This is a genomic window from Deltaproteobacteria bacterium (assembly GCA_016874775.1).
In the GTDB taxonomy this organism is placed as follows: Bacteria; Desulfobacterota; Binatia; order Bin18; family Bin18; genus VGTJ01.
In genome coordinates this window covers 1-24099 of sequence record VGTJ01000093.1, presented here as the reverse complement: position 1 = coordinate 24099, position 24099 = coordinate 1, and the positions used below count along the sequence as shown (strand labels likewise).

The 24099-nt window shown below is 59.2% G+C and carries 12 protein-coding genes; 6 read left to right on the top strand and 6 right to left on the bottom strand.

Translation table 11 applies throughout. The annotated features are described in order from the left end of the window. The coding region (locus FJ147_16170) for an AAA family ATPase (protein MBM4257417.1) at nucleotides 1-1683 on the top strand (1683 nt) is incomplete at its 5' end. A gap of 94 nt (nucleotides 1684-1777) precedes the next feature. Here the strand turns inward: FJ147_16170 and FJ147_16165 are convergent. Genes FJ147_16165 through FJ147_16145 form a run of 5 tightly spaced genes read right to left on the bottom strand, consistent with a single transcriptional unit; the run spans nucleotide 1778 to nucleotide 8673 of the window. Beyond that, the gene (locus FJ147_16165; GenBank protein ID MBM4257416.1) at nucleotides 1778-3991 is read right to left on the bottom strand and encodes a DEAD/DEAH box helicase; all 2214 of its coding nucleotides are present in this window, start codon (nucleotides 3989-3991) and stop codon (nucleotides 1778-1780) included. Further along, entirely contained in the window at nucleotides 3975-5294 is a 1320-nt protein-coding gene (locus tag FJ147_16160; protein MBM4257415.1) for a hypothetical protein, read from the bottom strand. Before FJ147_16160 ends, FJ147_16165 begins: the two co-directional genes overlap by 17 nt. Then, nucleotides 5291-6598 carry a hypothetical protein gene (locus tag FJ147_16155; protein MBM4257414.1) on the bottom strand — a complete coding sequence of 436 codons (1308 nt, stop codon included), beginning with the start codon at nucleotides 6596-6598 and terminating at the stop codon, nucleotides 5291-5293. The genes FJ147_16160 and FJ147_16155 overlap by 4 nt, the downstream gene beginning before the upstream one ends. A 7-nt stretch (nucleotides 6599-6605) precedes the next feature. After that, nucleotides 6606-7811, bottom strand: a complete 1206-nt coding sequence (locus FJ147_16150; GenBank protein MBM4257413.1) for a hypothetical protein — start codon at nucleotides 7809-7811, stop codon at nucleotides 6606-6608. A gap of 19 nt (nucleotides 7812-7830) precedes the next feature. Further along, nucleotides 7831-8673, bottom strand: coding sequence for a hypothetical protein (locus tag FJ147_16145; protein MBM4257412.1), 843 nt, complete (start codon nucleotides 8671-8673; stop codon nucleotides 7831-7833). A 152-nt stretch (nucleotides 8674-8825) separates the two neighbouring features. Between FJ147_16145 and FJ147_16140 the strand changes: the two genes are divergently transcribed. From FJ147_16140 to FJ147_16120, 5 genes are read left to right on the top strand one after another with little or no spacing between them, the layout of a single operon-like run. After that, entirely contained in the window at nucleotides 8826-10844 is a 2019-nt protein-coding gene (locus FJ147_16140; GenBank protein ID MBM4257411.1) for a restriction endonuclease subunit M, read from the top strand. After that, nucleotides 10841-12241, top strand: a complete 1401-nt coding sequence (locus tag FJ147_16135; protein ID MBM4257410.1) for a hypothetical protein — start codon at nucleotides 10841-10843, stop codon at nucleotides 12239-12241. Before FJ147_16140 ends, FJ147_16135 begins: the two co-directional genes overlap by 4 nt. A gap of 3 nt (nucleotides 12242-12244) precedes the next feature. After that, nucleotides 12245-16393, top strand: coding sequence for a protein kinase (locus FJ147_16130; GenBank protein ID MBM4257409.1), 4149 nt, complete (start codon nucleotides 12245-12247; stop codon nucleotides 16391-16393). Next, nucleotides 16377-18068, top strand: a complete 1692-nt coding sequence (locus FJ147_16125; GenBank protein ID MBM4257408.1) for a hypothetical protein — start codon at nucleotides 16377-16379, stop codon at nucleotides 18066-18068. Before FJ147_16130 ends, FJ147_16125 begins: the two co-directional genes overlap by 17 nt. After that, nucleotides 18065-23602 (top strand): ATP-binding protein, encoded by a 5538-nt coding sequence (locus FJ147_16120; GenBank protein ID MBM4257407.1) that lies wholly within the window; start codon nucleotides 18065-18067, stop codon nucleotides 23600-23602. Before FJ147_16125 ends, FJ147_16120 begins: the two co-directional genes overlap by 4 nt. Nucleotides 23603-23611: 9 nt before the next feature. Here the strand turns inward: FJ147_16120 and FJ147_16115 are convergent. Then, a partial coding sequence (locus tag FJ147_16115; protein ID MBM4257406.1) for a DNA/RNA non-specific endonuclease occupies nucleotides 23612-24099 on the bottom strand: 488 nt, incomplete at its 5' end.

Below are 24099 nucleotides of genomic sequence, written 5' to 3'. Positions count from 1 at the left end.
ACGGTTCCCGCTCCTGCAAACACACCCGTTCGATCGACATGGGAACGGCAGACCAACAAGCCGCCGCCACCCATCGCTACCAACCCGAAACCTCAAACTCAAAACCCCTCAACCATCATGCCCAAATCCAATCCATCGAATCCCCCAAGCTCGGACAGCGCCGGTTTGCTGTCTGAACTGTCCTTAACAACCCTCCACTACATCCGGGCCGGTTATCCCGGGCTCTACCTCGTGTCGGCCGAAGAGCTGCGTGTGGAGGCTGAGTTGAAGCAACTACTCACCCGCCTCCCCGGTTACACGCTCCACTTCTGGTCCACCGTTGACGGACTGGTCGATGTGAAGAACCGCACCATCCTCAACGCGAACGACCCGCTGGAAGTGTTGGAAGCGGTCATCAAGCTTCCTGAAAAGTCATTGGTGCTGCTGAAGGACTACCACCTCCACTTCGCTGAACCCAACCCCATCCTGCTGCGGAAGTTCAAAGACACGCTGCTGCACGCGAAGGTGAAGCAGAAGACGTTGGTTGTTCTCGGCTGCCGTCTCTGCCTGCCACCCGAACTGGAGCACGAGTTGACCGTTGTTCACCTGCAACTGCCCGGTAAAGTTGAACTCAGAGCGATCCTCGGCGGCATCATGCAATCAGCCGGCATCCACAGCCTCGACATTGAGACGCACGAGAAAGCAGTGGAGGCAGCAGCCGGTTTAACGACGATTGAGGCCGAAAACGCCTTCTCGCTGTCCTACGCTGAAACGAAAACGATCAACCCTTCGGTGATCGCGAGGGAAAAGGCTCAAGCGGTGAAGAAAAACGGGCTGTTGGAAATCGTTGAGGTCAAAGAATCATTGAACAGCATCGGCGGGTTGAATCTGCTCAAGGACTGGCTGTTGAGGCGCAAAGATGCATTCAGCCAGCGTGCTCAAGCCTACGGTCTGCCGGCTCCAAAGGGTCTGCTAATTGTTGGCCTTCCCGGCACTGGCAAATCACTGACCGCCAAAGCGACAGCAGCCGTGTTCAACATCCCGCTGCTGAAGCTCGATGCCGGCAAGCTCTACGGAGGAATTGTTGGCCAAAGCGAAGCCAACATCCGCTCGGTCATCCAAACAGCTGAAGCGATTGCGCCGTGCTGTTTGTGGATTGATGAGTTGGAGAAGGGTTTTGCAGGTTCGAAATCCAGCAGCTCAACCGACGGAGGAACATCAGCGAGGGTGTTCGGTTCGTTCCTCAGCTGGATGCAGGAGAAGGTTGCCCCTGTCTTCGTCGTCGCCACTGCCAACGATGTCAGCCAACTGCCGCCCGAAATGCTGAGGAAAGGACGGTTCGATGAGTTGTTCTTCGTCGACTTGCCAAACGACAACGAGCGCGAGGCCATCTGGAAGATCGTCGTTGAGCGGCGGAAACGCAAAGCTGCCGACTACGATGTTCAACAACTGAGCCGTGCATCCGATGGGTTGACCGGTGCTGAGATTGAAGCGGTTTTTGATGAAGCGTTGTTCAGTGCGTTTGAACGGTCCAAAGAACCAACCGATCTCGACATTGCGGCTTCGTTGTCCGGCTTCGTGCCGTTGTCGCGCTTGATGGCCGAGCAGATTGTTGGGTTGAGGCAATGGTCCGTCGGCCGTGCTCGCCCATCCACCTCGATTCCACATGCTGAAGAGCGCAAGCTCCGCAAGCTGGGGGTGTGAGGAGGAGAAGGAATCGGGTTGAACCGATTCCTTTTCTTTAGCTATGAGCCGGTGAGCGGATTGCTCTGACCAATGACTGGGTGAACTTCCTTGCCTAGGGATGTAACTCAAACCGCCGAAGTATAGCCTCTAACGTCGGCCGAACGGCAATCGGGGTTGCCCTTTCTACTCTCCGGCTTTCGATCCAGTCCCTGAAATGATCACCCACGTGAAGCTCCGCAAGCATGGCCTTCACTCCAATGTCGGACACATCTTCAGCAAATCGCCCCAACCCTTCATCTTCGATCAATCGCAAACCTTGCCGTCCCGTGAACCGCGCCAGTTCGGGTTCGCTAAAGTTGCTTCGGATATCCTCGAAGATGAAGCAGGGGCGCACGCGGATCGCAATTCCGGCCAGCACCGGTTTGTCAAAATAAGCGGGCCAAAGTTCGCGGAGCAGGGTTTCATAATATTCCCCGCCAAAATGGAACCACACCATCGCTGCTCCCGTCCTGACGAGCGGTGCTTCGGCCAAGTCCAACCCGCAACCATCGCGCACCTGCGCCGCGAAGGTCTCGGTCACGCGCCGGCGGCGGCCAGCGTATTTTGGTGTGTCCTCACCTTCTTCGCGCCCTTCACTCGCCACCGGTGTCACCACAATTTCGGCCTCCTGCCGGATCACCCGGTGCTGGCGTCCGCCAATTGTCATTGTTTCTCCTTCTCCCCCTGCAGTGACATGGCCGATGATCTCCCCGGTCATTTCATTGCGAACCACCAACCCCACCGGACTAGACCGGATGTTCGAGTGGCACGATTTTTCCTGATCTTCCTCTCTCTCAAATCGCTGCCATTCCCCGCCCAAATGCAACCGCCCCCGCAGCTCGTCCAAGTGACCGTTGGTTTGCCACGCTTCCAGGAGCACGTTTGCGACCGTTGCGGTATCCTCCTGCTGCCACACGTCACTTGCCAGCTCGGACAAAGATCGCTGACTGCGCCCCTGGCCTTGATTCTGACGGATGTAGCTGATGACTTGTTGCGGAAACACATCCCACCGCCGGAATCGGCGCTTCACTTCCAACCGACCCGCTGCCGCGTTTACCAGTTGACTAGCCAATGCTGCGGCTTCCACCGGATTCCGGGTCAACGGCAATAGTCGTGTAAGCCCCGAGCGTCTGCCACCGCGTCCAATGCGCTGAAGCAAGCTCGACGTGTCCGGCGGAGCACCGACCAAGGCCACCACGTCCACGTCGCCAATGTCCACTCCAACTTCCAGCGTGTTTGTCGCCACCAGAACAGCATCACGCTGCGAGTGGAATTCCTTCTCGACTCGCAGCCGATGCTCGCGGCTCAAACTTCCGTGGTGCGATTCTACCCACATCGCCCGATGCGCGTGCAGAAACTGCCGCAGTTCTTTTCCCATCATGTCGCACTCACGCCGCGACGGCACAAACATCAACACCTTGCGGCACTCCGCGGCTTTCAATGCCGCCCACACCAGTCGGCCCACGGACTTTGCGTCCGTGACCCGTGGCAGACGACCTGTCAGTGCGACCGGAGCAGTGTCCTCCTCCAGCCGCAACCAGTCGTCGTCCTCTGTCAGCACGTCAATCGGACGCCGTCCCGGACACACCACCACCTTCGCCTCCGTGCCCAACAGCCGGGTGGCCAGCTCTTGGGGTTCATGCACTGTGGCGCTGGCGCCGCACAGTTGCAGGGCGGCGTGGTCGCACCACCCCTTATCGCGGGCGAACGCCCGCAATTTGCGCAAACGTTGCAGCAGAAACCGGAGCTGGTCTCCGCGCGCTGTGCTGTCGAAAGCGTGCGCTTCGTCCACAAACACCGCGCGGACATGGCTCAGAGCGTGGCCGGATATCTTTCCATCTTCGCGCTTGAAACGGCGCACTAGCATCGAGTCGAGCGACTCTGGCGTGGTCACCAGCAGTTCGGGCGCGGCTGCCGCACCATCGAAATCGCTCGTCTGCGCTCCGCAGCGCCAGCCGATCCGCGCCAGCGGGACTTCCAGACGCGAGGTTAAGTCTGCTACGAGAGCCCGCGTCGGCGCGACGGCCAGCAGTTGGATATGCCGCCCCCGAATCGTCGTTTGTCGCCGCACTGTCCAAACCAAGGGCGCGATCACAGCTTCGGTTTTGCCTGCCGCTGTTGCTGCACAAACCAGGGTGTTGTGCCCTTCCGCAATGCTGGGAATGGCCCGGCGCTGCACCTCAGACAGTGAAGGAAAATTGAAGAAAGCCAGCCCGACATCTCCGAGCGCACGGCGCAGGGCACGATCAGCTTGGGCTTGATTGCTGTTGTCAGGCATACAGCACATCCAGCTTCTCCAGCAGCAGCCTGATGAATTTGCGTGGATTCCGCCCCTCAGCCTGTCTGCTCGTGAATAGCAGGCATTTTTCCAACACTTCCGCCGCTCGCTCCTCCTGTTTGCCCGTCACTTCGTAGGCGCGCTGATACAGTTGAACCACTTTCTTGCCGAGTTCCAGCAGCTCGCCCGCACTCAACTCGCGCAACCGGACCACTTTCAGATGTTCGCCAAGCTCGGATTTGAACTCCTGGATCGGATCGTGTTGGCTCGCCCCCGGTGTGATGGCCACGGCGATCAGCAGCCGCGCAAAGCCGCCATCACCCGGCGGCGAGTTCGCAATCGAGCGAAATGCCCGCAACAATTCCGACCGCTGCTCCATGTCCTTTTGATGTCGCCCGCGCCGGGCGTAGTCCACGTCCGCTTCATCCAGCAAGACCACCAGCCCGTTGCGTGCTCCCATTTCGCCGACGGTGCAGGCGCTGGCCCATTCCCGCAGGATCGTGCTGCACCGCGCCGGACGGTCCTCCCGAAACCGCGCCTTGAGCGATGGAACTTTGATTCCCAACTCTCGCCTCAGATGGGAGGCGGTCGCATCGAGCGAAAGGTAATCCTCGATCAGCTCCCACTTGTCCGGGTTGTCCACACAATCCCGATCAATCGCCATGAGCAACTGATGGAGCATCTCGCCACCCGTGATGCTCAACCCCCGCCCGGCTCGTTGCGCGAGTCGTTGGGGCAAGCCTTCGTCTTTTCGCTCGTCGGGAAATTCAATCGCGTGGGCCAGTCCGGTCACAAGCGACATCGGTTCACACAAGGACACGCCTGTCCCATCCAGCGTGACCGTTCCCACCGCCATTGTTTGCTTCAAGGCAAGCTGCTTGAGATGCGCCAGCGCATGGCTCTTCCCCATGCCATACGGGCTTTCGAATAGCAGAAATGAAAGTTTGCCCGATATGGCTCGTCCCATACCCCAGCGGCAGGCCGATTCAACTTCCGCCATGCCCACGCTCAAATCGCTGACGCTTTCTGCGGTGGATTGTCCTAGGCGCAGCGCCAGCAATGTCTGTCGTGCCTGTTGCCAGCTCGGCGTGCCAACAGGCTTGGGCAATGGGGTCGCCGGTCTCGTCTCCGGCACTTTCAAGTTGATGGGCCGGCCGGTCTGTCGATCCACCAGTTCATCAAGATACTCTGGCTGCCGCCGCAATCCCAGCGCGGGATAATCCACCAACACCTTCACGCGCAACCCCCCGGGAAGGACCTCCCGGATGATGCAGTCTCCGCTTCGGGGATGTCGCGCCGGGATTTCCATCACCCCAAATCCTCCTCCCTGCCCTCTTCCTCGGCTTTCCGGAATCCCGAGTATGCCCCTTCGATCAGGTTCGTCAGTTCCGTTTCGCTTTTCTCCGACTCGCCATTGCGCGCCTGCTCTTCCAGCAGGCTACACCACGTCTTGACGAACAAACGTCGCGCATTGACTTCGAGTCGCCGTGTGGCGGTCAGTTCTGCCAGATTCCGCAAGTTGCGCCGTTGCAGGTCGAGGTTGAATTTCCAATCATGCACCTGCAGCCCCAGTTGCAACAGTTTCTCGCCGATCGCCCGCAGCATCTCGTTCTGGCTGCCCAGCTCGCTCAAATCCAGAATCGGCGCATATTGTCCGCCTTCGTGAAAGGGCACAATCACTTGGTATCTGCTGATGAGAAATTGAGCACCTGAATTACGAATTAACGTCACAATATCTGGCACTGCAGCGAAGATTCCAAACAGAGGCATTTTTTGGTCGGGGGCATCGGTTAATACCCGAATTGACACAAATACCTTTTCTAAGGCTTTCCCCTTCACGTTCAGCATTGTGTCCATTTCATCGAATAACAAAACCAGCCCGTTCACCCCCGCGAGCGGGATGAATTTCACCAGCGAATAAAAAAGCGTCTGACCATGCTGTGTCCTTACGTTTGCGGTCAGATTGCTCAGATGCAGTTCGCCCCGCTCCTTTGCATTCAGCGATCCCGCTTGACCCTGCAACCAGCGTTCGGCCGCCTCACCCACAACCGGGTTGGCCTTCGGATTCCGCAGGTGGTGCAAATAGGCCATCGCCACCGTCGGGAAGGAGCTGTGCGGCCAGTCTTCGTCTTCAAGTGCACCGATCATCTTGTCCAGTGCGAACTCCGGTTCGGGCGCGGATTCCGCGCGCTTCTTCATTTGGTCCAGCGCCGCCTGAAACACCAGCTTTACCCCGCGCCGTTTTGATCCGGGCAATTGGACTGACTTGGCCACATGCTCGTAAAGCCCATACCAATCGCCGAGAGACACGTTCAATTTGCATTGCAGGTAGCATGTGGCCCAGTTCTCCTCCGTCGCCCTGGCTGCCAGCGAAAGAAGAAAGTGCGTCTTGCCGCCGCCATACGGCGCGAGCGCCAGTTTGAAGTGCGAGTTTCGCCGACAATAATCGCGCAGATATTCTTTGGTCAGACGGTCGAGCCAACGATCCAACCCCACGGACCAAGCTGGCAGCACTCGCCCGGCACTTTCCGAATCGGGCGGCGTGCCGTAAGAGGCCAGAATTCTCCAAGCATCGCGCAAATCGTCTTTTAGGGAATTGTCAGGTGTTGGTTCCATAGTCGTCTCATTCTTTTTTAAGTAGGTTAGCCGCCACGATTTTGATGAAATCACGCACGGCGGCTTGCGTTAGGTTTTGGCTGAATCTTTTCGCGAGCGTCGGCAATTGGCTTCTCACTGCGGCAAGCCGGTTTTCAGAAACTCCAGCATCCCGTGCCAGATCCACCAACTTTTCTCCCAACCCGATAAAAAACTGTTCCGTTTCCGGCCCTGGATCAGTCAATTCATCCAGCCTGCACCAGATCGCGCGCGGGTTTGCCACTGCCTCACCAAAGGCCGTCAATTCCTCCCGCCGTTCCACCCGCTGGGACAGTGCTGGATAATCTTGTCGCGCAATCTCCACCAAATCTCGCGTGGTCGCGTAAACGACCGAGCAGCCCGGCGTCCCCCCGGTGGCCAGTTGATCCACCAGATTTCTCAGGTTGGCCAGATGCCGCTGGTGATCGCCAAGACTCCTAAAGTGCGATTTGAAACTCAAATCCGCGCCAGTCTCGTCAAACAGCACCACCAGTCCCTTGTAGCCCAAACGTCGCGGCAAAGATAACAGCGAACGCAACCACACCGCCGCGTTCCGTTTGGTGATCTTTCCAAGCGGGCGCGGCACATGCACTCCCAGTTGGCTGGCCGCCGCAAACAGCTCGCGGAACGTCACCCGGCGGTTGCTGTCATTGTGAAGCAGCGCGCGCAGCCCCTGCGTCACCTCGTCATGCCGTCCACCAAATCGTGCACGTTTCGCATAGGTCAGCACCAGATTGCGATACGCCGGGTTGCCCCGAGGGGAGCTTTGGAAATTCACCAAATGTGCTTCGGGCAATCCCGCCAGAATCCCTCCGAGTCCCGCCCCGCTGCCGTTTCGTTGCGGCACGCCCGCTCTCATGTTGTCCGCCACCACGCGATACGTTTCTTCCAGCGAACCGAACGGCTTCTGCTGCAAACCACACTCCACGCGGCTCGTGACAAACCCCGCCCGCTGGGCCGTCACTTCCAGCGCTTGCAGAAAATGAGTTTTCCCGCGCCCATAAGGACCTTCCACAAAACGCAACTCTGCCCCACCCGCCGCCACAAACGGCAACACCTCGATTTCCCAGCGGGTGAGAAATCCGTCCAATCCGGTCGAGAGCCGCAAGGCCACTTCGGGGTCATCCAGCGTCCCGTATTGCGCGAGGCGTTGCAGGATGTCTCGATACCTTTGTCTGTCCTCTGGATTAGGCATCGCCCCTTCGCATTATTGTTTACGCGGGCCGGATGGCCAGTCGCGCCGCCGTGGCTTCGCTGCTCGTAGGGTTGTTGAGATTCGGGATGTGGACCATCTCCTTGCTCTCCCGCATCGCTGGGGTCTGCGTCAAAATGCGCTCGCTGCCCACCACCGCGCCATCGCGGATCAGTCGCGCCAGATCGTAAATGAATTGCGGTAGCGGATAATCCTCGATGCTCTTCACCTCTCCCGTCTTGCGAAACCGGTCCGAGTTTCGCGCTCGCTCAAAGACCATCTCCCGGTGCAGCTCGCGCACCGGCACAAATTCCTCGCCTCCCGGTTGCGCCTGGCGACAGATTCCATGCGCCCGCTTCAACAGCTTGAAAAAAGTCTCCCGCTGAAATGGAACTTGATCCAAACCCGCTCGCATTTGCCTGAGCTTCGCAAAGACTTTTTCGCCGTCCGTCTCCGCAATGCGCTGGAACGGCACGCCCCCGAGCTTCACCGCCACTGCTGTGCCCTCATACAGCACTTGGAAAATATCAACCAGGTCGAACTGGCTGCCTTGCTGCACCGCCATTCGTGCCGCTGTGGCCGCCTGAAGAAGCTTCTCCCTCCGGCTGCCCAGGTTCGCTTCATTCCGGTCGCGCTCGCCTTTGGCCTCGCGCTCAATGTTGCCCCGCACTTCCGTCCAGTTGATTTGCGCTGCCAGCCGGTTGGCTTCCTCGATTTGCTTGGCAAAATCCGGCTTCCCAATCGCTTTGGACTTCACCGCCGCCGAAAGCGCTTTGGCCAGCTTCTCGATCTGACGCGCGTCGTTCTCCCATCCCGGAAACATCATTTCCGCCGTCTTGCTGCTCTCTGATTTCTTGTTGGCCATAATTGGGAATTGGATTTGTCGTTCGCCAGAGGCCTCGCATGGTAGCGAATGGCCGTCGATTTGGAAAGCCTTTGCTGTCATCACCTTTCGCCAAACGGCAGACAAAAACAATGTGCCATTTTCCCCCGCCTTTGTTACTCTCCGCTCACGCGATGAGTGCAACTAGGAAAACAGTCGCTGACACGGAGCAGGCCGAGGCCACACAGCTTATAGCCGAAGGGATGATCACCGACTTCATCACCGGCAATCCAGTGAAAGAGACCGAGAAAGAAAAAGTCCGCCAAGAGATTGCTCGGCAGCTCATCGCCGAATACCAGATTGACCCGGCCAGCATGGAGGCCGATTTTCCCGTCAAGGTGGATGGCAAGCGCAAGAAGGTGGACATCGCCATCTTCGAGGCCGGCAAGGAACACACGATCGAGAACCTTCGCCGCGCCATCGTCTGTCGGCCGCAACCCAACGTCGGCAAGAAATCCGTCATCAAGATTCGCGACTACGCCCAGGCCGAAAAAGACCTGCTCGAATTGAAGGGCCTGATGACCGCCAACGACGGCTGCGAGTGGGGACACTGGACCAACGGCCTCGAGCGCTTCTTCCTCCACAAGGAAAAGCGCCGCTTCGAGGATCGCTTCTCGCCGCGCGGTGATTGGCCGATGGCCGACGGCTCGATGACCACGCCGGACATGCACGCGGAGACCTACGTGCGCCCCGGCGAGGAAAACGCCCTGCGTAGCGCGTTCCGCCGTTGCCACAACTTCATCCACGGCAACGAAGGCATGCCCAAAGATGCCGCGTTCTGGCAGTTCCTCTACCTTATCTTTGCCAAGATGTATGACGAGCGCACCCATCGTGGCAAGGAGCGCAAATTCTTCGCGGCGGCGGACGAGCCGTTCACCGATGAGGGCCGCATGAAGATTCGCGGGCGCATCCAGGACCTCTTCAAGGTCACCAAGAAGCAATACAGCTTTTTTAAGGATGCCGACGAGATCACCATGTCCGACCGCGCGCTGTCCTACATGGTCATGGAATTGCAGCGCTACAGCTTCTCGCGCTCCGACGTGGACGCCAAGGGCGCGGCGTATCAGGAAATCGTCGGCACGAACCTGCGTGGTGATCGCGGCCAATACTTCACCCCGCGTCGAGCGGTGGACTTGGTTGTCCGCATCTTGAATCCCAGGGAAAACGAGAAAGTGTTCGATCCGGCGGATGGCACGGGCGGATTCATCGTCGCCACCATCGCGCACCGGTTGCGCCAGTTGCGCGCCGAATACAAGCGCGACGTCAGCGATGCCACCCAGGACAGCATCCTCGATCGCTTGAGCGACTACGCAAAAAAATATGTATTTGGGGCGGACTTCGATCCCTTTCTCGTCCGCGCCGCCACCATGAATGTGCTCATGGCCGCCAATGTCGAGGGCAACATCTTCCACATGGATTCCCTGGCGTTTCCTCGCGGACACCTGCCCGGCAACGATCTCGCCAAGAAGCACGTTCCCTTCGGCTCGGTGGACGTGCTGATGACCAATCCCCCGTTCGGTTCGGAGATTCCCATCACCGAAAAAGCGATTCTGGACAATTTACAGTTGGCCAAACGCTGGTCGCGCGATGACAGCGGTGGCTGGCTCGAACAGACCTCGACGCAAAACGCCGTCGCGCCGGAAATTCTGTTCATTGAACAGGCGCTCAAATGGCTGCGGCCCGGCGGACGCATGGGCATCGTGTTGCCCAACGGCATTCTCGGCAATCCCGGCGACGAATACATCCGCCGCTGGATTCTCCGCAACTGCTGGGTGCTCGCCTGTGTCGAAGTGCCGGTCGAAGCGTTCATCGTTGAAGCCAACGTCGGCATCCTCACCAGCCTGCTGTTCCTCAAGAAGAAGACCGACACTGAGATGGATGCCGAGGCGCAGGGCCATGTGAAGGAATATCCCATCTTCATGGCCGTGGCGGAAAAGGCCGGCGTGGATCGCCGGGGCAAACCGCTCTACAAACGCAACCCGGACGGCACGGAAAAAATGCGCACGCGCGTGGACGAAATTAAGGTCAAGACCAACGGCCATTATGAAGTCCGCAAGCGCACGCTGGTTGAGCCAGAGATTGACGATGATTTTCCGGCGATTGGCGACGCCTACGAAACGTTCCGCCAAAAGAACCCTGAGCCCGGCGCATGAAAACCACCGTGATCTGCAGCTCGTGGTTGTCCGGTTATGGTCACCGGCTGGACACGAAGCCTTACGTTGGCGGTGCGCTTGAAACAAAAGTCTTTCTCGAACAGCTACCTCTCACCAAGGAGCTTGTTCGTGATCTTGTTCTTCCCGATTTTGGCGGCATATATTTTGCAGGACGCGAAAGCGTCACGTGGGTTGACTCATCGGAATACGGCATCCCGTTTCTTCGCGGCAAAGACATTCAATTGGCCGACCTCTCCGAATCACCGTGGATTTCAAAGCGACAGGTTGAGTTGAATCCAACATTCCTGATTCGCAAAGGCATGACCCTCATCACCCGGTCAGGGACAATCGGGAAGACCGCCTACGTTCGCGCGGAAATGGACGGCATGGCGACCTCTGATCCGCTGCGCGTCGTTCCCGATCCTCAAAAAATTCCACCTGGCTACCTCTACGCGTATCTCAGCAGCAAGTTTGGTGTGCCGCTGCTTGCCTCCGGTGCTTACGGTGCAATCATTCAGCATCTTGAGCCGAGCGACATCGCAAGTATTCCCGTGCCCCGTCTCGGCGATGCCCTCGAACACGAAATCCACGAACTCATCGAGCAAGCAGCAGAGTTGAGGGCAGAAGGGCATAAGCTCATCGTAGAAAACTGTGCAGAACTAGTCAGCTTTCTGCGCTTTCCTCCCCTTAGGAAGGGATTCGTGTGGAACTGCGGGTGGTCAGTTGTGTCCTCTGCAAACCTGAACTTGAGACTGGAAGGGCACTACCATTCAGCTGTAGCCAAAGAAGTCGAGGACTTGATTCGTGGTTGTCATTGCGGCTTCAAGACGATCCGAGAGGTGGCTGCGAGATTTTTTAAGCCACCGATGTTTAAACGCCTACGGGTGGATGATGAAACACAAGGCAGGCAGTTTGTTAGCGGCATAGACGCCTACGGCTTTCGTAGCTCCGATGTTCGCTACGTAAGCAACATAACACCGAACTTCGGTGAGTTTATTTTGCAACGGGGCTCAGTAATCTTTCAGGCTGCGGGCAGTATTTACGGCCTCTTTGGCCGAGCACTATTCGTCCGCGGTTGGCTTGAAGACAAGTTTTGCGCAGACGACATGTATCGAATCGTTCCTCAAAGCGAGGAAGATGGAGCGTATATTTTCACATTCCTGCGCACGCCTTACGGGCGAACCCTGATTCAACGCGCGTCAGCCGGCCACGCGATACCTCGAGTCTGGGATCCGCAAATGTCCCAACTCATCTTGCCGTGGCCAGAACCTCATGAGCGAAACCGTTTCGCGAATCTAGTGTTTCGCGCACACGACATTGTCGAAGAAGCGCGGCAAAAGGAGGACGAGGCAATTGCCCGCGTCGAACGTTCTCTCGATACGGCTACCCGCAGTTGACCTATGGCCCAAGTCATCAAAATCGGCGAGCCCGCAAATGAGCCTGAAAATCAGGCCATCCGTTACCTGCGGGATCATCTCCCCGCCGATTACCGCGTCATTCACAACTTCGAGTTGCGCAGTGATGACGGCCAGTGGTTCGAGATAGACATCGCCGTCGTCGCCCCCCACGCCGTTTACCTCGTAGATGTCAAATCCACCTACGGCGAAATCCACGTCGCCGGCAGCCGTTGGCATCCTGAAGGCCGCACCCCGTTCGCCTCGCCGCTCGGCAAACTACGTCATCACACCCGCCTGTTGCATGGTCTGTTCTCCAACGCGTCCACGCCGCCGCATCAGGCGCTCCGTTATGTCTGGTGTGAAGCGGTCGTTTTGCTAACCACCCCGGATGCTGTCTTGCGCGACCCCGAGGGCCGCGACCGCGATCACACCTGGCCGTTGCAAGGTTGCGAGCGCCAGTTCAAGGATGTGACGCGCCTGCCGGATCGCAATCCGCCGCCCGCATCCACCGCGCCACACCTTAGCCACATCCTGTCCACCATTGCCGGCAAAGCCCGTCCGCTACAGGGCCTGCCCTTGCTCCGTTCGTGGCAGTGTGAAGAGCGGCTTACGGCCAACGATTTCTACACCGAATACCGCGCCCGGAACACCTACGCCAGCAGCCCGGAGCGCGTCCTGGTCCGTGTCTATCGGGCCGATCCCTATCTGCCCGCCGACGAGCGCAAGGCCCAGCAGGAACGCATCGCCAATGCTTACACGGCGTTGAGCCGCCTCGCGCCTCACGCCGGCATCCCCCAAGCCCGTGATTTTTTCCAGACCGACGGTGGCGATGCTTACGTGCTCGTGCTGAATGACACCAAAGGCACATCGCTCCGCGTCCATCTCACCAAGCCCGGCCTGCAACTGACCATGGATCAGAAGTTGCGTGTGGCGCGGGACGTGTTGGCCGCATTGGCGCATTGTCACGCCAGCAGCGTCCTGCATCGCGCCGTTTCGCCGGATACGTTGGTCGTGGGTCTGGACGGTCAAACGCGCCTGCTGGATTTTGATTTCGCCCGACCCGGTCCGCCGCGCGAACGCACGCTGGCAGGCGAGTTGCCGGAGGTGGTTGAACCGGCCTACCTCGCGCCGGAATTGAAGGATGATCCGCTCCAGAGCAGTGCCGCGTCCGACATCTATGCTGCCGGCGCGACCCTCTACGAGCTATTCACCGGCAAGCCCACGTTTGAGAAACTCGATGAAGCTCTGGCGGCCACGCAGGTCTTTCCCGAGAAAGTCTCTTCGCTTGTCGCCGGCCTGCCGGAAGGATTCGATGCGTGGTTGGAAACATTGTGCCGTTTCGAACCCGCCGAGCGACCCACGGCGGCCCAGGCTTTGGCCGGCTACGAGGCGTTGTTCGCTCCACCCGCCCCATCCGCTTCCGAGTCCGCACCTGAGCCCGCCCCCATCGGCACGCCGCTGGATTATGCAAACCTCGCGGTGGGCACATTGCTCGCCAACCAGTATCAAGTGGAATGTTCGCTCGGCAACAAGGGCGGGTTCGGCCGGGTTTACAAGGTCATTGATATCCACGCCGAGGCCACCCGCGCGCTCAAGATCATCACCACGGATCGCAGTTCCACCCTCGAACGGATGCGGCAGGAGTATCGCACCCTCGCCAATCTGCGCGAGCATCCCAGCGTGGTTCGCGTGTTCCACGGCGGCTGTTTGGAGGGCAACTCCGTGCCGTTCCTCGTAATGGAATACGTCGAAGGCGCGAGCCTCGACGGCTTGATCGCCGAGAAGAAGCTGTCCGTCAACGAGGCGCATCAACTTGGCGTGCAGGTGGCGGAAGGTTTGGCACATCTGCATCTCAACCGCGTCACACATGGTGACATCAAGCCCGCCAACCTCATGTGGACCAACCAGGCGGTGAAGATCGTGGACTTCAACGTCTCCATCCGCGCCGGCGATCTCGCCGCTCGCGGCGGTGGCACGTTGAAATATCTTCCGCCGGATTTGGACCGCTCCATCGAGCAAACGGATGCCGATCGCGCCGACCGCGACATTTACGCTCTCGGCATCACGCTCTATCAGGCCGTCACCGGCGAGTATCCGTGGCCGGATGATAAGACTCCACCGAAGGACAAGCCCGCTCGTAATCCGGTCGAGATTTCCGGCTTTGAGGACCTTGCGCCCGCGTTCGTATCGGTGTTGCTCAAGGCCATCGCACCCCAACGTGTGGATCGCTACCAGACCGCTTTGGAATTTGCCCGGGCGCTTCGCGCTGTCACCACCTTGCGCCAACCCAACGCCGCCAAAGAGGCGCAACTCAGCACGCAAAGTCTCGAAGCCCTAAAACCCGCGGGCGAGCCCAAACCCAATACCAATCCGTTCGTTTCGTATCTGCTGACCCTTTATAGCCAGAGCCGCAGCACCAACGCCGGCACGCGCGGTTTGGACGCGATGGGCCGGTTGATTTACGTCCCCACCGCACTCGATCGCGCGCTCCAGTCCGCCACACTCGCCGGCGAGTTCAGCCTGGTGCTCATCAGCGGCAACGCGGGCGACGGCAAAACGGCCTTCATCCAGCAGGTCGAAGACGAAGCTCGCAAGCAGGGTGCGAACGTGCAGACCTACGGCACGGGCAATGGCACGCGGTTCGAGATCAAGGGGCGGAAGTTTCAGACCAATTACGATGGCAGCCAGGACGAAGGCGAAAAGGTCAACGACGATGTTTTGACCCAGTTCTTCGCGCCTTTCGCCGGAGCGGACACGTCCAAATGGCCCAAGGATGAGACCCGCCTGATCGCCATCAACGAAGGCCGGTTGATTGACTTCCTCGAGCAGTTCGGCGCGCAGTATCCGCGCCTCAAACAGATCGTGCAGCGCGGTCTGCGCACCGGTTCACCGGAGGATGGCATTGCCATCGTGAACCTGAATCTCCGCAGCGTGGTCGCGCCATCAGGCGATGTGTCCTCCATTCTCGAACGCTTGGTCAAGCGGTTGGTAGAGCCCAAGTTCTGGGCAGCGTGCAAGAGCTGCGACTTGCGGGACAAGTGCTACGTTCATCACAACGCGCAGACCTTTGCCAACTCGACTGCCGGGCCGCAGGTCCTCGAAAGGTTGGAACTGATGTATCGCCTGGTGACCTTGCGCGCCAAGCTGCACATCACCTTGCGCGACCTTCGCTCCGCGCTCGCCTTCACCATCGCCGGCACGCGCGATTGCGACGAGATTCACGCCCTCTATGAGCGGGGCGATTCCGAGGCGTTCTTGAACGGCTTCTACTTCAACAGTTGGGCCGGCACGGGTGTGCCCGATCTCAAAGACCGCCTGCTTCGCTTGTTCCGCGAGATCGAGGTCGGGCAGACCAGCGATCCCAAACTGGACCGCATGTTTGATTTTCATCCGCCCACTCCCGCCCCGGGATTGATGGATTTCTCGCCGCGCGGCACTTACGACGCAGAACTGCTCAAAACCACTTACGAGGCTTTGCCGCCCGAGATCACCACGCACCACAATGGCCCGCGCTTCAAACAGCATCGCACCTATGTTGCCATGCTGCGTCGCCGGCACTTCTTCGAGGCGCGCGACGATTCGTGGCGCAATCTCATTCCCTACGGCGCGGCTTCCCGGATGCTTGCCATCCTGACCCAGCGGCCCGATCCCAAGACCGAGGCGCTCAAGATCATTCGCGCGGTGAATCGGGGCGAAGGCGTCTTCGACAATCGCCGCCTCAAGGGCAAGCTCGCCTTGCAAGTGCGCCAGGTCGAGTCGGCCACTGTGCGGAGTTACCGCGTGTTCCCGGCCGACCGCTTTGAACTCGTGCCGCAAGAACCGGCCCAGTCGTCGCCCTATCTCGAACACTCGCCCACCGCGTTGCTACTCCGCTATTCCGACGGCTCGGAATTGCAGGCCGAGTTGGTCATCAATCTCGACGTGTTTGAAATGCTGGATCGATTGAACCAGGGCTACCGCCCCACGGTGGATGAGTTGCAGGGTTATTACCTCACGCTCGCTGTCTTCAAGAACATCCTCGGTTCAGCGCCCTATCAGGAAGTGTTGCTCACGCCCACTGGACATGAATTCTATGCTGTGACCCGTTATCCCGGAGGCCAGTTGGCCATGCGCCTCTCCGAAGAATCGCCACCCTATGGCACTCAAGAGTAGAGACAAACATTTTCGCCTGCCCAAGATCAGCCTCTTGGATTTCAAGACGCTGGAGATGGATCGTGTCCTGACCCTGCTTTTCGCCCGCATCCACCACAAGGGCGAGGACAGCCGCCTGTTCAAGAAGGACAACACCATTGACACCTTCGCGGCGCACTTCCTATCGCAACCGACGCGCTTCAAGGATTTCAGCAAGTATCCCGACATCACCCGTGGCTGGCTCGAAACGCATCTGCTCGATCTCGTGAATCGCGGCAAGGCGGGCAAGGAGGCGGTCGCCGCTCCGCGCCCGCTCCACGGTTACACTTACCGCTTTCGCAATCCCACGCATTGCCGCGCCTACGGCGCGGATCAGCACATTTACGAAACCCTCTGGCACGCGCGCAACAATCTCGGCCAGCAGGCGCTCGCCGGCCTCAAACGGTTCTTTTTCGAGGGGGTTGACCCCAATACCCAGTTGGAGGACACCACTGCGCTGGTAGACGTGGAAACCCAGGCGCTCCTGAGCCTGAACACGTCCGAAGTCACCCAGGACGCCCCGCTCAAGGATTCCCGCATGCCCACGCCGCCGTTGTGCATCGGCTCGGCGGATTTGATGGCCGACGACATCGTGCGCCTGCTCCAGTATCGCACCAAGATTCCGCGCTCGGTGATGGTGGAGTATCTCAAAATCCTGCTCGCCTTTCATCTCGCGCTATATCACCTCCGCCTCATGAAGCTCCTGCCGGAGCTCGTCAAACGCAAGGGTGTCGAGCCGATCTGTCAGACGGCAAATTGTCCGGTAAAGCCCGCCAGCGCCGACCGCCCGCAGGGGGATTGTCCCTACCAGATTGCCCTGTTCTTGGATGTTCAGAATCAGCCCGGCACGCGCGTCAGTCAATTGGCCGAGATCAGTGCCGAGCTGCACTACAACCTCCGCATCCCTCGCTTCGTTCGCGCCTATTTTCTGACCAAGAAGCTCGATGAATTCGCGCTGCATTTGCTGCAATCGCAGCGGTTGCCGGGCGGTGCGAACAAGCAGTTGAGCGTCAGTGAAGTCCTTCGCTTGCTCGAAGAGGGTTACAAGTTGGACCGCGAACAGTATTTCGGCGCGCGCCTGATGAGCTTGGAGGAGGACACCGCCGTGGAAGATAACACACTTGATCCCGAGGTGCAGGCGGTGAAGAACATGCAGCTAGATCCCCTCAACACGTATGTGGAGTGCCTGATGGCGTTGCGTGGCGATTATCAGCGCACGTTCATCGTTCGTTCACTGGATTCATTGCTACTCAAGAATCGTCCCGGCGCGTTGCTGGCCCAGCAGCGGTCCAAGAATTCCCCCCGCCGGTTCATCCTCGACAGCCGCCTCTTGGAAGTGTTGCTCCAGATCGCCGTGCTGCGCTTCGATGACCAGACCGGCCGCTATCGCTCGGAAGAAATCCAGATTGATCGCCTGCTGACCTTCCTCCGGGAGCGTTACGGCCTTTACATCGATGTCCTCCCGCGCGGCGAAGGATTCGGCGAACCTACCATCGCGGACTGCGAAGCCATTCGCCGCAACAAGGCGGCTTTCAAAAACAAGTTGCGCGAAATCGGCTTCTTTCAAGATTTGTCGGACGCCTACATCACCCAGCACGTCACACCACGTTATCGCATCAATCATCAGCCGTCTGGTCCGGTGGGAGGTGCAGCATGAGCCAGGATTTCCGCCGGGTCACCGCTAACGAGGTCAACACGGCCTTGCAGCGCATCCTCGAAGAGCAGTTGCGTGCGATTCTCACCAATCGCCAGCCCGGTCACTGCATGCGGGTCGGCGATCTGGACACCTCCGTAATGCTCGCTGTTGCCCGCAACTTGCAGCAGTCGGTGGGCTCAAACGCACAGGTGCATGTCCTCGTCCGCGAAGCCCGCAAGGACGATCCCCTTCTCATTACCAGCAGCAAGCTCATTGAGTTACGCAATCCGCTCGCCGAGGGCGCACTTCGGCCTCCGTTGCTCGTCTTCGTGCCGAACGATCTCCGCACCGCCGCCGAGGATTCCTTCGCGGAAGCCACCTTCGAGCAGGTTTCCGTCACCGATGCGTTCCAGCGGCTGCGCGCCCGCCTCTTGGAACATCTGCCCGAAAGTTTGCGCCAGGCCGTCCCGGAGATTATTTCCTTTCTGGAAGGGCGCGGCTGGCGTTGGGCCGACGCGCTCGCCGCCGTTCGCTTTCTCCTCAGCATCCGGCTCAATGGCAATGACGCTGAAATCGTTGGCGCATCCCTCTGTGAACTGGGCCTTGCCCCGGATTTCCACCTCTTGGACGATCTCGCTGCCGTTCCCAATCGTTTGGCCAAAAACTTGGAGTGTGTGGACAGACTGACGTTCTCCACCAAGTCAGACCGTGGACGGGTGCTGGATCTAAAATTGAGCGACCGTGCCTTCCGCTCCCGACTGAGCGATTTTCTGGCGGAGACCGGGCTTGAAAATCCTCTCGTCTGGACGGCGCGCATCATTTCTGAAAAGGCCAACTGGCCGCTCTCGTTCGACAAATGGCAGTTCGAAGCCGGCGCGGGTGTGACCCAACAGCTTCGTGTCGAGGTCACCGAACTGGGATTGCCTGTGGTGAAAGAAGATGAAACTGATCCCCGCCTGCAACCGCTGATTGGTCAGCAAGTCTTGGTGGTCGGCCGGGGGGGAACAAAGAGTTTCAAGGTCAAATTTCACTGTGACCCTGCGCCTGAAAACGTCCCGGCAGTCCATCACTTCCGGCTGCAGGTTGTTTCGCGCGAAAGCGGTCCGACGGCGTTCACCAAGAAGAAGACCTCCTGGACCGGGCATCGGCGCGACGCTTCCGTGAGCTTTTCCAAACTCTCCACCATCGACTGGGAGGATGGCTGGCATTTCGTCCGTGTCCTGCCCTGCACGGAAGATGGTGATCCCATCCCCATTGTGGATGATCAGGGCCAGCCCGTTCCCTTAGTCAGCGGGGCTGACGACGGCCAGTTGCCCAATGAAAGCGATCTCTTTTACGTCGTTAAGGCCGATGATGTCGAAGTGGAAGTGCCCCAGCGCGCTGTCCCCAAGTTTTCGAGCTTCAGCCACGCGCAAATCCATTTTTGGTTCAAGGCACTCGCGGACGGCCACGACCCAAAGGAAGTCGCCTGCCAGCATCGCGCGTGGGTGGAAGGGGATGATTTCCGTGGCAAGAGCGAATTGCTGGAGTTCAAGTTTGCCGGCGAGGGCATGGTTCACGTCCCGGTCTCTCGCGTCTTGAAATTGCTGGAGCAACGCATTCTCACCGCACCGGACGAGACCCTGTCATGGCGGCTGGCCATTTCTTCGGCCCAAGTTGCCGAAGTGTTTGCGGACTCGGCCTCCTGGCCCGCCTTGCCTGAGATCGCAACTTTCCGCGCCAGCCGTCGCGCGCTGCTGGCCAAAGTCAGCGGCTCGGATGGCTTGCAAATTGTCCAAAGTGCCGATCTGTTTCCACTCCGCGACGAAATTGCTGCCTACGCGGAGCAATACCTCACTGTGCTTTCGCAGGCCCTGCGCCACGCTGAGTCCGCCCCTCCGGACGAACAGCCCCGCGCGCTGGCAGCCTTGCAGGCGTTCCTCGCTCTGGACACGGCGAAAATTGATCTCGCCGATCACCGCGGCAGCCATCGCAACGCGCTGCTGGTCAGTCCCACGCACCCGTTGCGCCTGCTTTGGATCGCCACCTGGCTCACCCTCGCTGATCACTGGCTTGAAAAAACGGCCCAATCACCCAAGGAGTTCATTGCTCCCACCCGTGACTCTATCCTGGAAAGGCTGAATCCGGTGAACTTTCCGGCCGTATTTCCTTCCGGTTCAGGCCAACTGCTCACTTCGATTGACAATCTGCATCCGCTTTGGACGGTTTACGGCGCTTCGTCTGAGCTCGATCCTCGTGGTTTGATCGCCGAACTCTGCACCGCACTCGGTCTCGCTGAACCGAACATCGGCAGTTTCAGTCTCGACGGATCGTTCCTCGCGGATCGCGCGCGCCGCTACCTCGTTCAGCACCCCTATATCGAAACGCTCGTCTTGAATTGCTTCAACGCAGGACGCGGGCGGTTGCTCGTCGAAATGCTCTTGGAACTTCAGAAGGAACAAGACTTTCGCGATTTGCGATATGATCTACGGCTCTTCGTGCCCGATCCCGATGCCCCCGGGTGCGGCGAAGACCTCGCCGAACTGATTTCCCCAACCAGCAGCTTGGCCGCTCCCGAAGCGGACGCGTTCGCCACCCCCACCGGCAATCATCTCGCCCCCAAACTCACGTTCTCGGTGCGAGATATTGCGGAGTTTCGCGCTAGCGCCGCTGATTTTCCCGCTCACCTGAGTTTCTTGTTCGACGTTTTTCCGGCTCAGAGCGTTTGCGCCCAACCTCCCCGGCGCGAGGACGAAAGTGCCCCGGTCCATGGACTGTTGCAGGATTTCACGGTCAACTACATCGAGGAGGCTGAGGTGGTTGCTTGGCATCGACGGCCTCGCCACGGATTGCCCGTCCCCATTCCAAATGCCGAAGACCTGCCCAAGCTGCTGGCCCGCCTTGCGGAAACAATTTCCACTGTGGCCGCCTGCATTTCTACCGGCCAGGCCGGCCTTGTGCTCCGACCGGTTTCCACTCTCGTATTGGAAGCCGATCAGAAAGCACTGTTGCATCAGGTTCATGAAGTCAGTGACTGGGTCTTCACGGTGGACAAGAGCCTCGGCATTGAGTTCTTCGACCATCATCCCGCCAGCCGTCGCCCGGAGTATCTGATTGATCACAGTCCGGACCTGACCGGCTTGAGTGGCCGGCGCGTCGTGATTACGTCCCGCTCGCAGACAGAAATTCGCCGTTTTTTTGAGCAAGTGCTTCAGGACTATGACTTGGCGGCCTACCGTAACCGGGCGCACGCACTGCTCGGCGAACTCCGCTCCCTTTCGGGACGCCTCGCTTTGAAGCTGGCTTCCTCACCAACCCAGCGGGCGGAAGCCCTCGGACTGGCCCTTGCCAAACTCTATTTGGAATTTCAGGACGTCTTCCGCGATCAAGCGGTCGTTCCGCTGGATGCCCACCTCGATTTGTTCCGCGCTCTGCAAAAAACGGACGAGTTGGAGGACGAGATTACACTCCGTCGCACGGACATTGGTTTGTTTGACTTTGACACATCCGGGCCTGTCCCGGTCCTCACGTGCAGCCTGGTCGAGGTCAAATGCTACAGTTCTGCGGGGGGACTCGACGGTTTTAACCAGCTCAGTCAATCGATTGCCGAACAAATCCATCAGAGCGAACGCACGCTTCAACACCACTTTGATCCCGATCGCGCCGGTGCGGTGGATCGGCCAGACCGCATCATCAAGACCCAGGAACTGATCAATCTGCTCGAGTTCTATGTGGATCGCGCTCACCGCCTCCATCTCCTTTCGCCGGAAGCGTATCAAGAGGCCAAGTTCTTCCTGCGGACTATGGAAGGCGGTTACAAGCTCCGCTTCACGCGCAGCGCTTTGGTCTTCGATTTTGACAAGGAAGGCACTGAGGAATTCGTGGCGGAGAACGGAATTGAATACCATCGCATTGGCGTGAACCTTGTTCGCACTCTCTTGGAAGCGCTGCCAGCCCAGTCTGCTGATCTGGAAACACGGCCCTTGCCGGTCGTCGAGCCTGCCGCATCGCCCGCGCAGCCCGAAACCTCAACGATGCAATTTCTGGCGAAGGAAATGCCCAAGCTGGGCCGTGCCGCTTTCATCCGCGAGAAACGCGCTCGCACGGTCTCATGGGATAAGCTCACGGCTCCCTCAGATAACTTTGCCAATACGGAAGCGGTCGCCACTGAACGCTCCCCGGTCGTCCCAGCGCATCCGCGTATGGAATCATTGCCGCTGCCACCCGCTGCCGAGCCGCCCAGTCCGGCCGCCCCATCCACTCCCCGGCCAACTCTCGTCCCCGCGCCGCCTGCCAGTCCTGGTGCGGCATCGCTTCCGCCCTCAGACATCCAGAGCCAGCCGCCCACGGCGCCTCCGCCCGCCGCTTCCGCCAGCCCCAGCCTGGATGTTCTTTTGGGGGTGACCGGAACGTCGCCCCAATTTGGTATTCTCGGCAAGGTCATGGGCCGCTCCATTGGCCTCGACCTGAACCAGACCCACACCATCAGCCTGTTTGGTGTCCAGGGTGGAGGAAAGAGCTACACCCTCGGCAGTGTCATTGAGATGGCGTCACTCTCGCTTCCCGGAATCAATTGTTTGCCCCAGCCGCTTGCCACTGTCATCTTTCATTACAGTCAGACGCAGGACTACAAGCCGGAGTTTACCTCCATGATCCGGCCCAACGACGATGCTGCCGCCGTTGCCGCTCTGGCGTCCGAGTATCACGCTCATCCGGCGGCGTTGAAGGACATGGTGCTCCTTGTTCCCGCCGGCAAACTCGCCGCTCGCCGAGCGGAGTATCCCGGCATTGAAGTGTTGCCGCTCAAATTTGCCTCCGCCGAATTGCAAGCCGGCCACTGGCGTTTTCTCATGGGTGCGGTCGGCAACCAGGCCACCTACATTCGGCGGCTGAACCAGATCATGCGTGCCATGCGGGACGGCATGACCCTCGAAGGATTACGTGCGGCCATCAATCAGGCGGGTCTGCCGGACAACCTCAATGAACTCGCCAACATGCGGTTGGACTTGGCCGCCGACTACATCGACGACGCGGTTCGCATTAGCGATTTGATTCGGCCGGGCCGCCTCCTGATTGTGGATTTACGGGACGAGTTCATTGAGAAGGACGAAGCGCTTGGCCTGTTCGTTGTCCTGCTCCAGCTCTTTGGCGACGCCACGTTCAACGGTCAGTCCTTCAACAAGCTCGTAGTTTTCGACGAGGCTCACAAATACATCGGCAACCCCGACCTCGTGGATGGATTGGTGAGCGTTGTTCGTGAGATGCGGCACAAAGGCACTAGCATCCTGGTCGCCAGTCAGGATCCGCCTTCAGTGCCGGTTTCACTGATCGAGCTTTCCTCGCAGATTATTTTGCACCGGTTTAATTCGCCTGCTTGGTTAAAGCATATCCAGAAGGCGAATGCGGCGTTACTCAATCTAACGCCCGAGCAATTGGCTCGTCTCCATCCTGGTGAAGCCTTCGTCTGGTCCAGCAAGGCCACGGACCCCCTTTTCTTCCGCGAAGCCGTCAAAGTGAAGCTCCGTCCCCGCGCCACCCTCCACGGAGGCGCAACCAAAACCGCGATCTCACCGTGAGCAGCATCTTTAATCCTCGCCTTCTGGTTTCAGTCGGCCTGTGTGCTGATCGATGGCTTTCACCCGGCGCACTTCAACCGGCCGTTGGCTCAACGGCTCATTCCCCGTGACGGTTTGCGGGGCGATGAAGGCGAGCGCACGCAGTTGGCCGTTCTCTTCGTCGAGGATGATGCGGTAGAAGGCGGTCGGAACATCCACTACACCCTTTAGCTTCTTCACCTCACCACTGAACACCGGGCCGGTGACAACCCACACGCGCTCTAGCCGCACGGCGAAGTCGGTGGCTTCCATCTCTTCGAGCACCCGCCACCAACTGCGGTTTAAGTCAGGAGCTTGCGGAGAGATGTTGGACATCAAGAACGTCTCGCGTCGCGCGTCGGGCTTGTAGCGCCAGCCGCCGGTGTCGCGGCGTGTCGACTTCGCTGCTCCTTGGGCCCCGAGGATGAAGTTGCACCCTGCCGCCGCCTTGCGCCGAATAAGTTCTTCCTGCTCAGGAT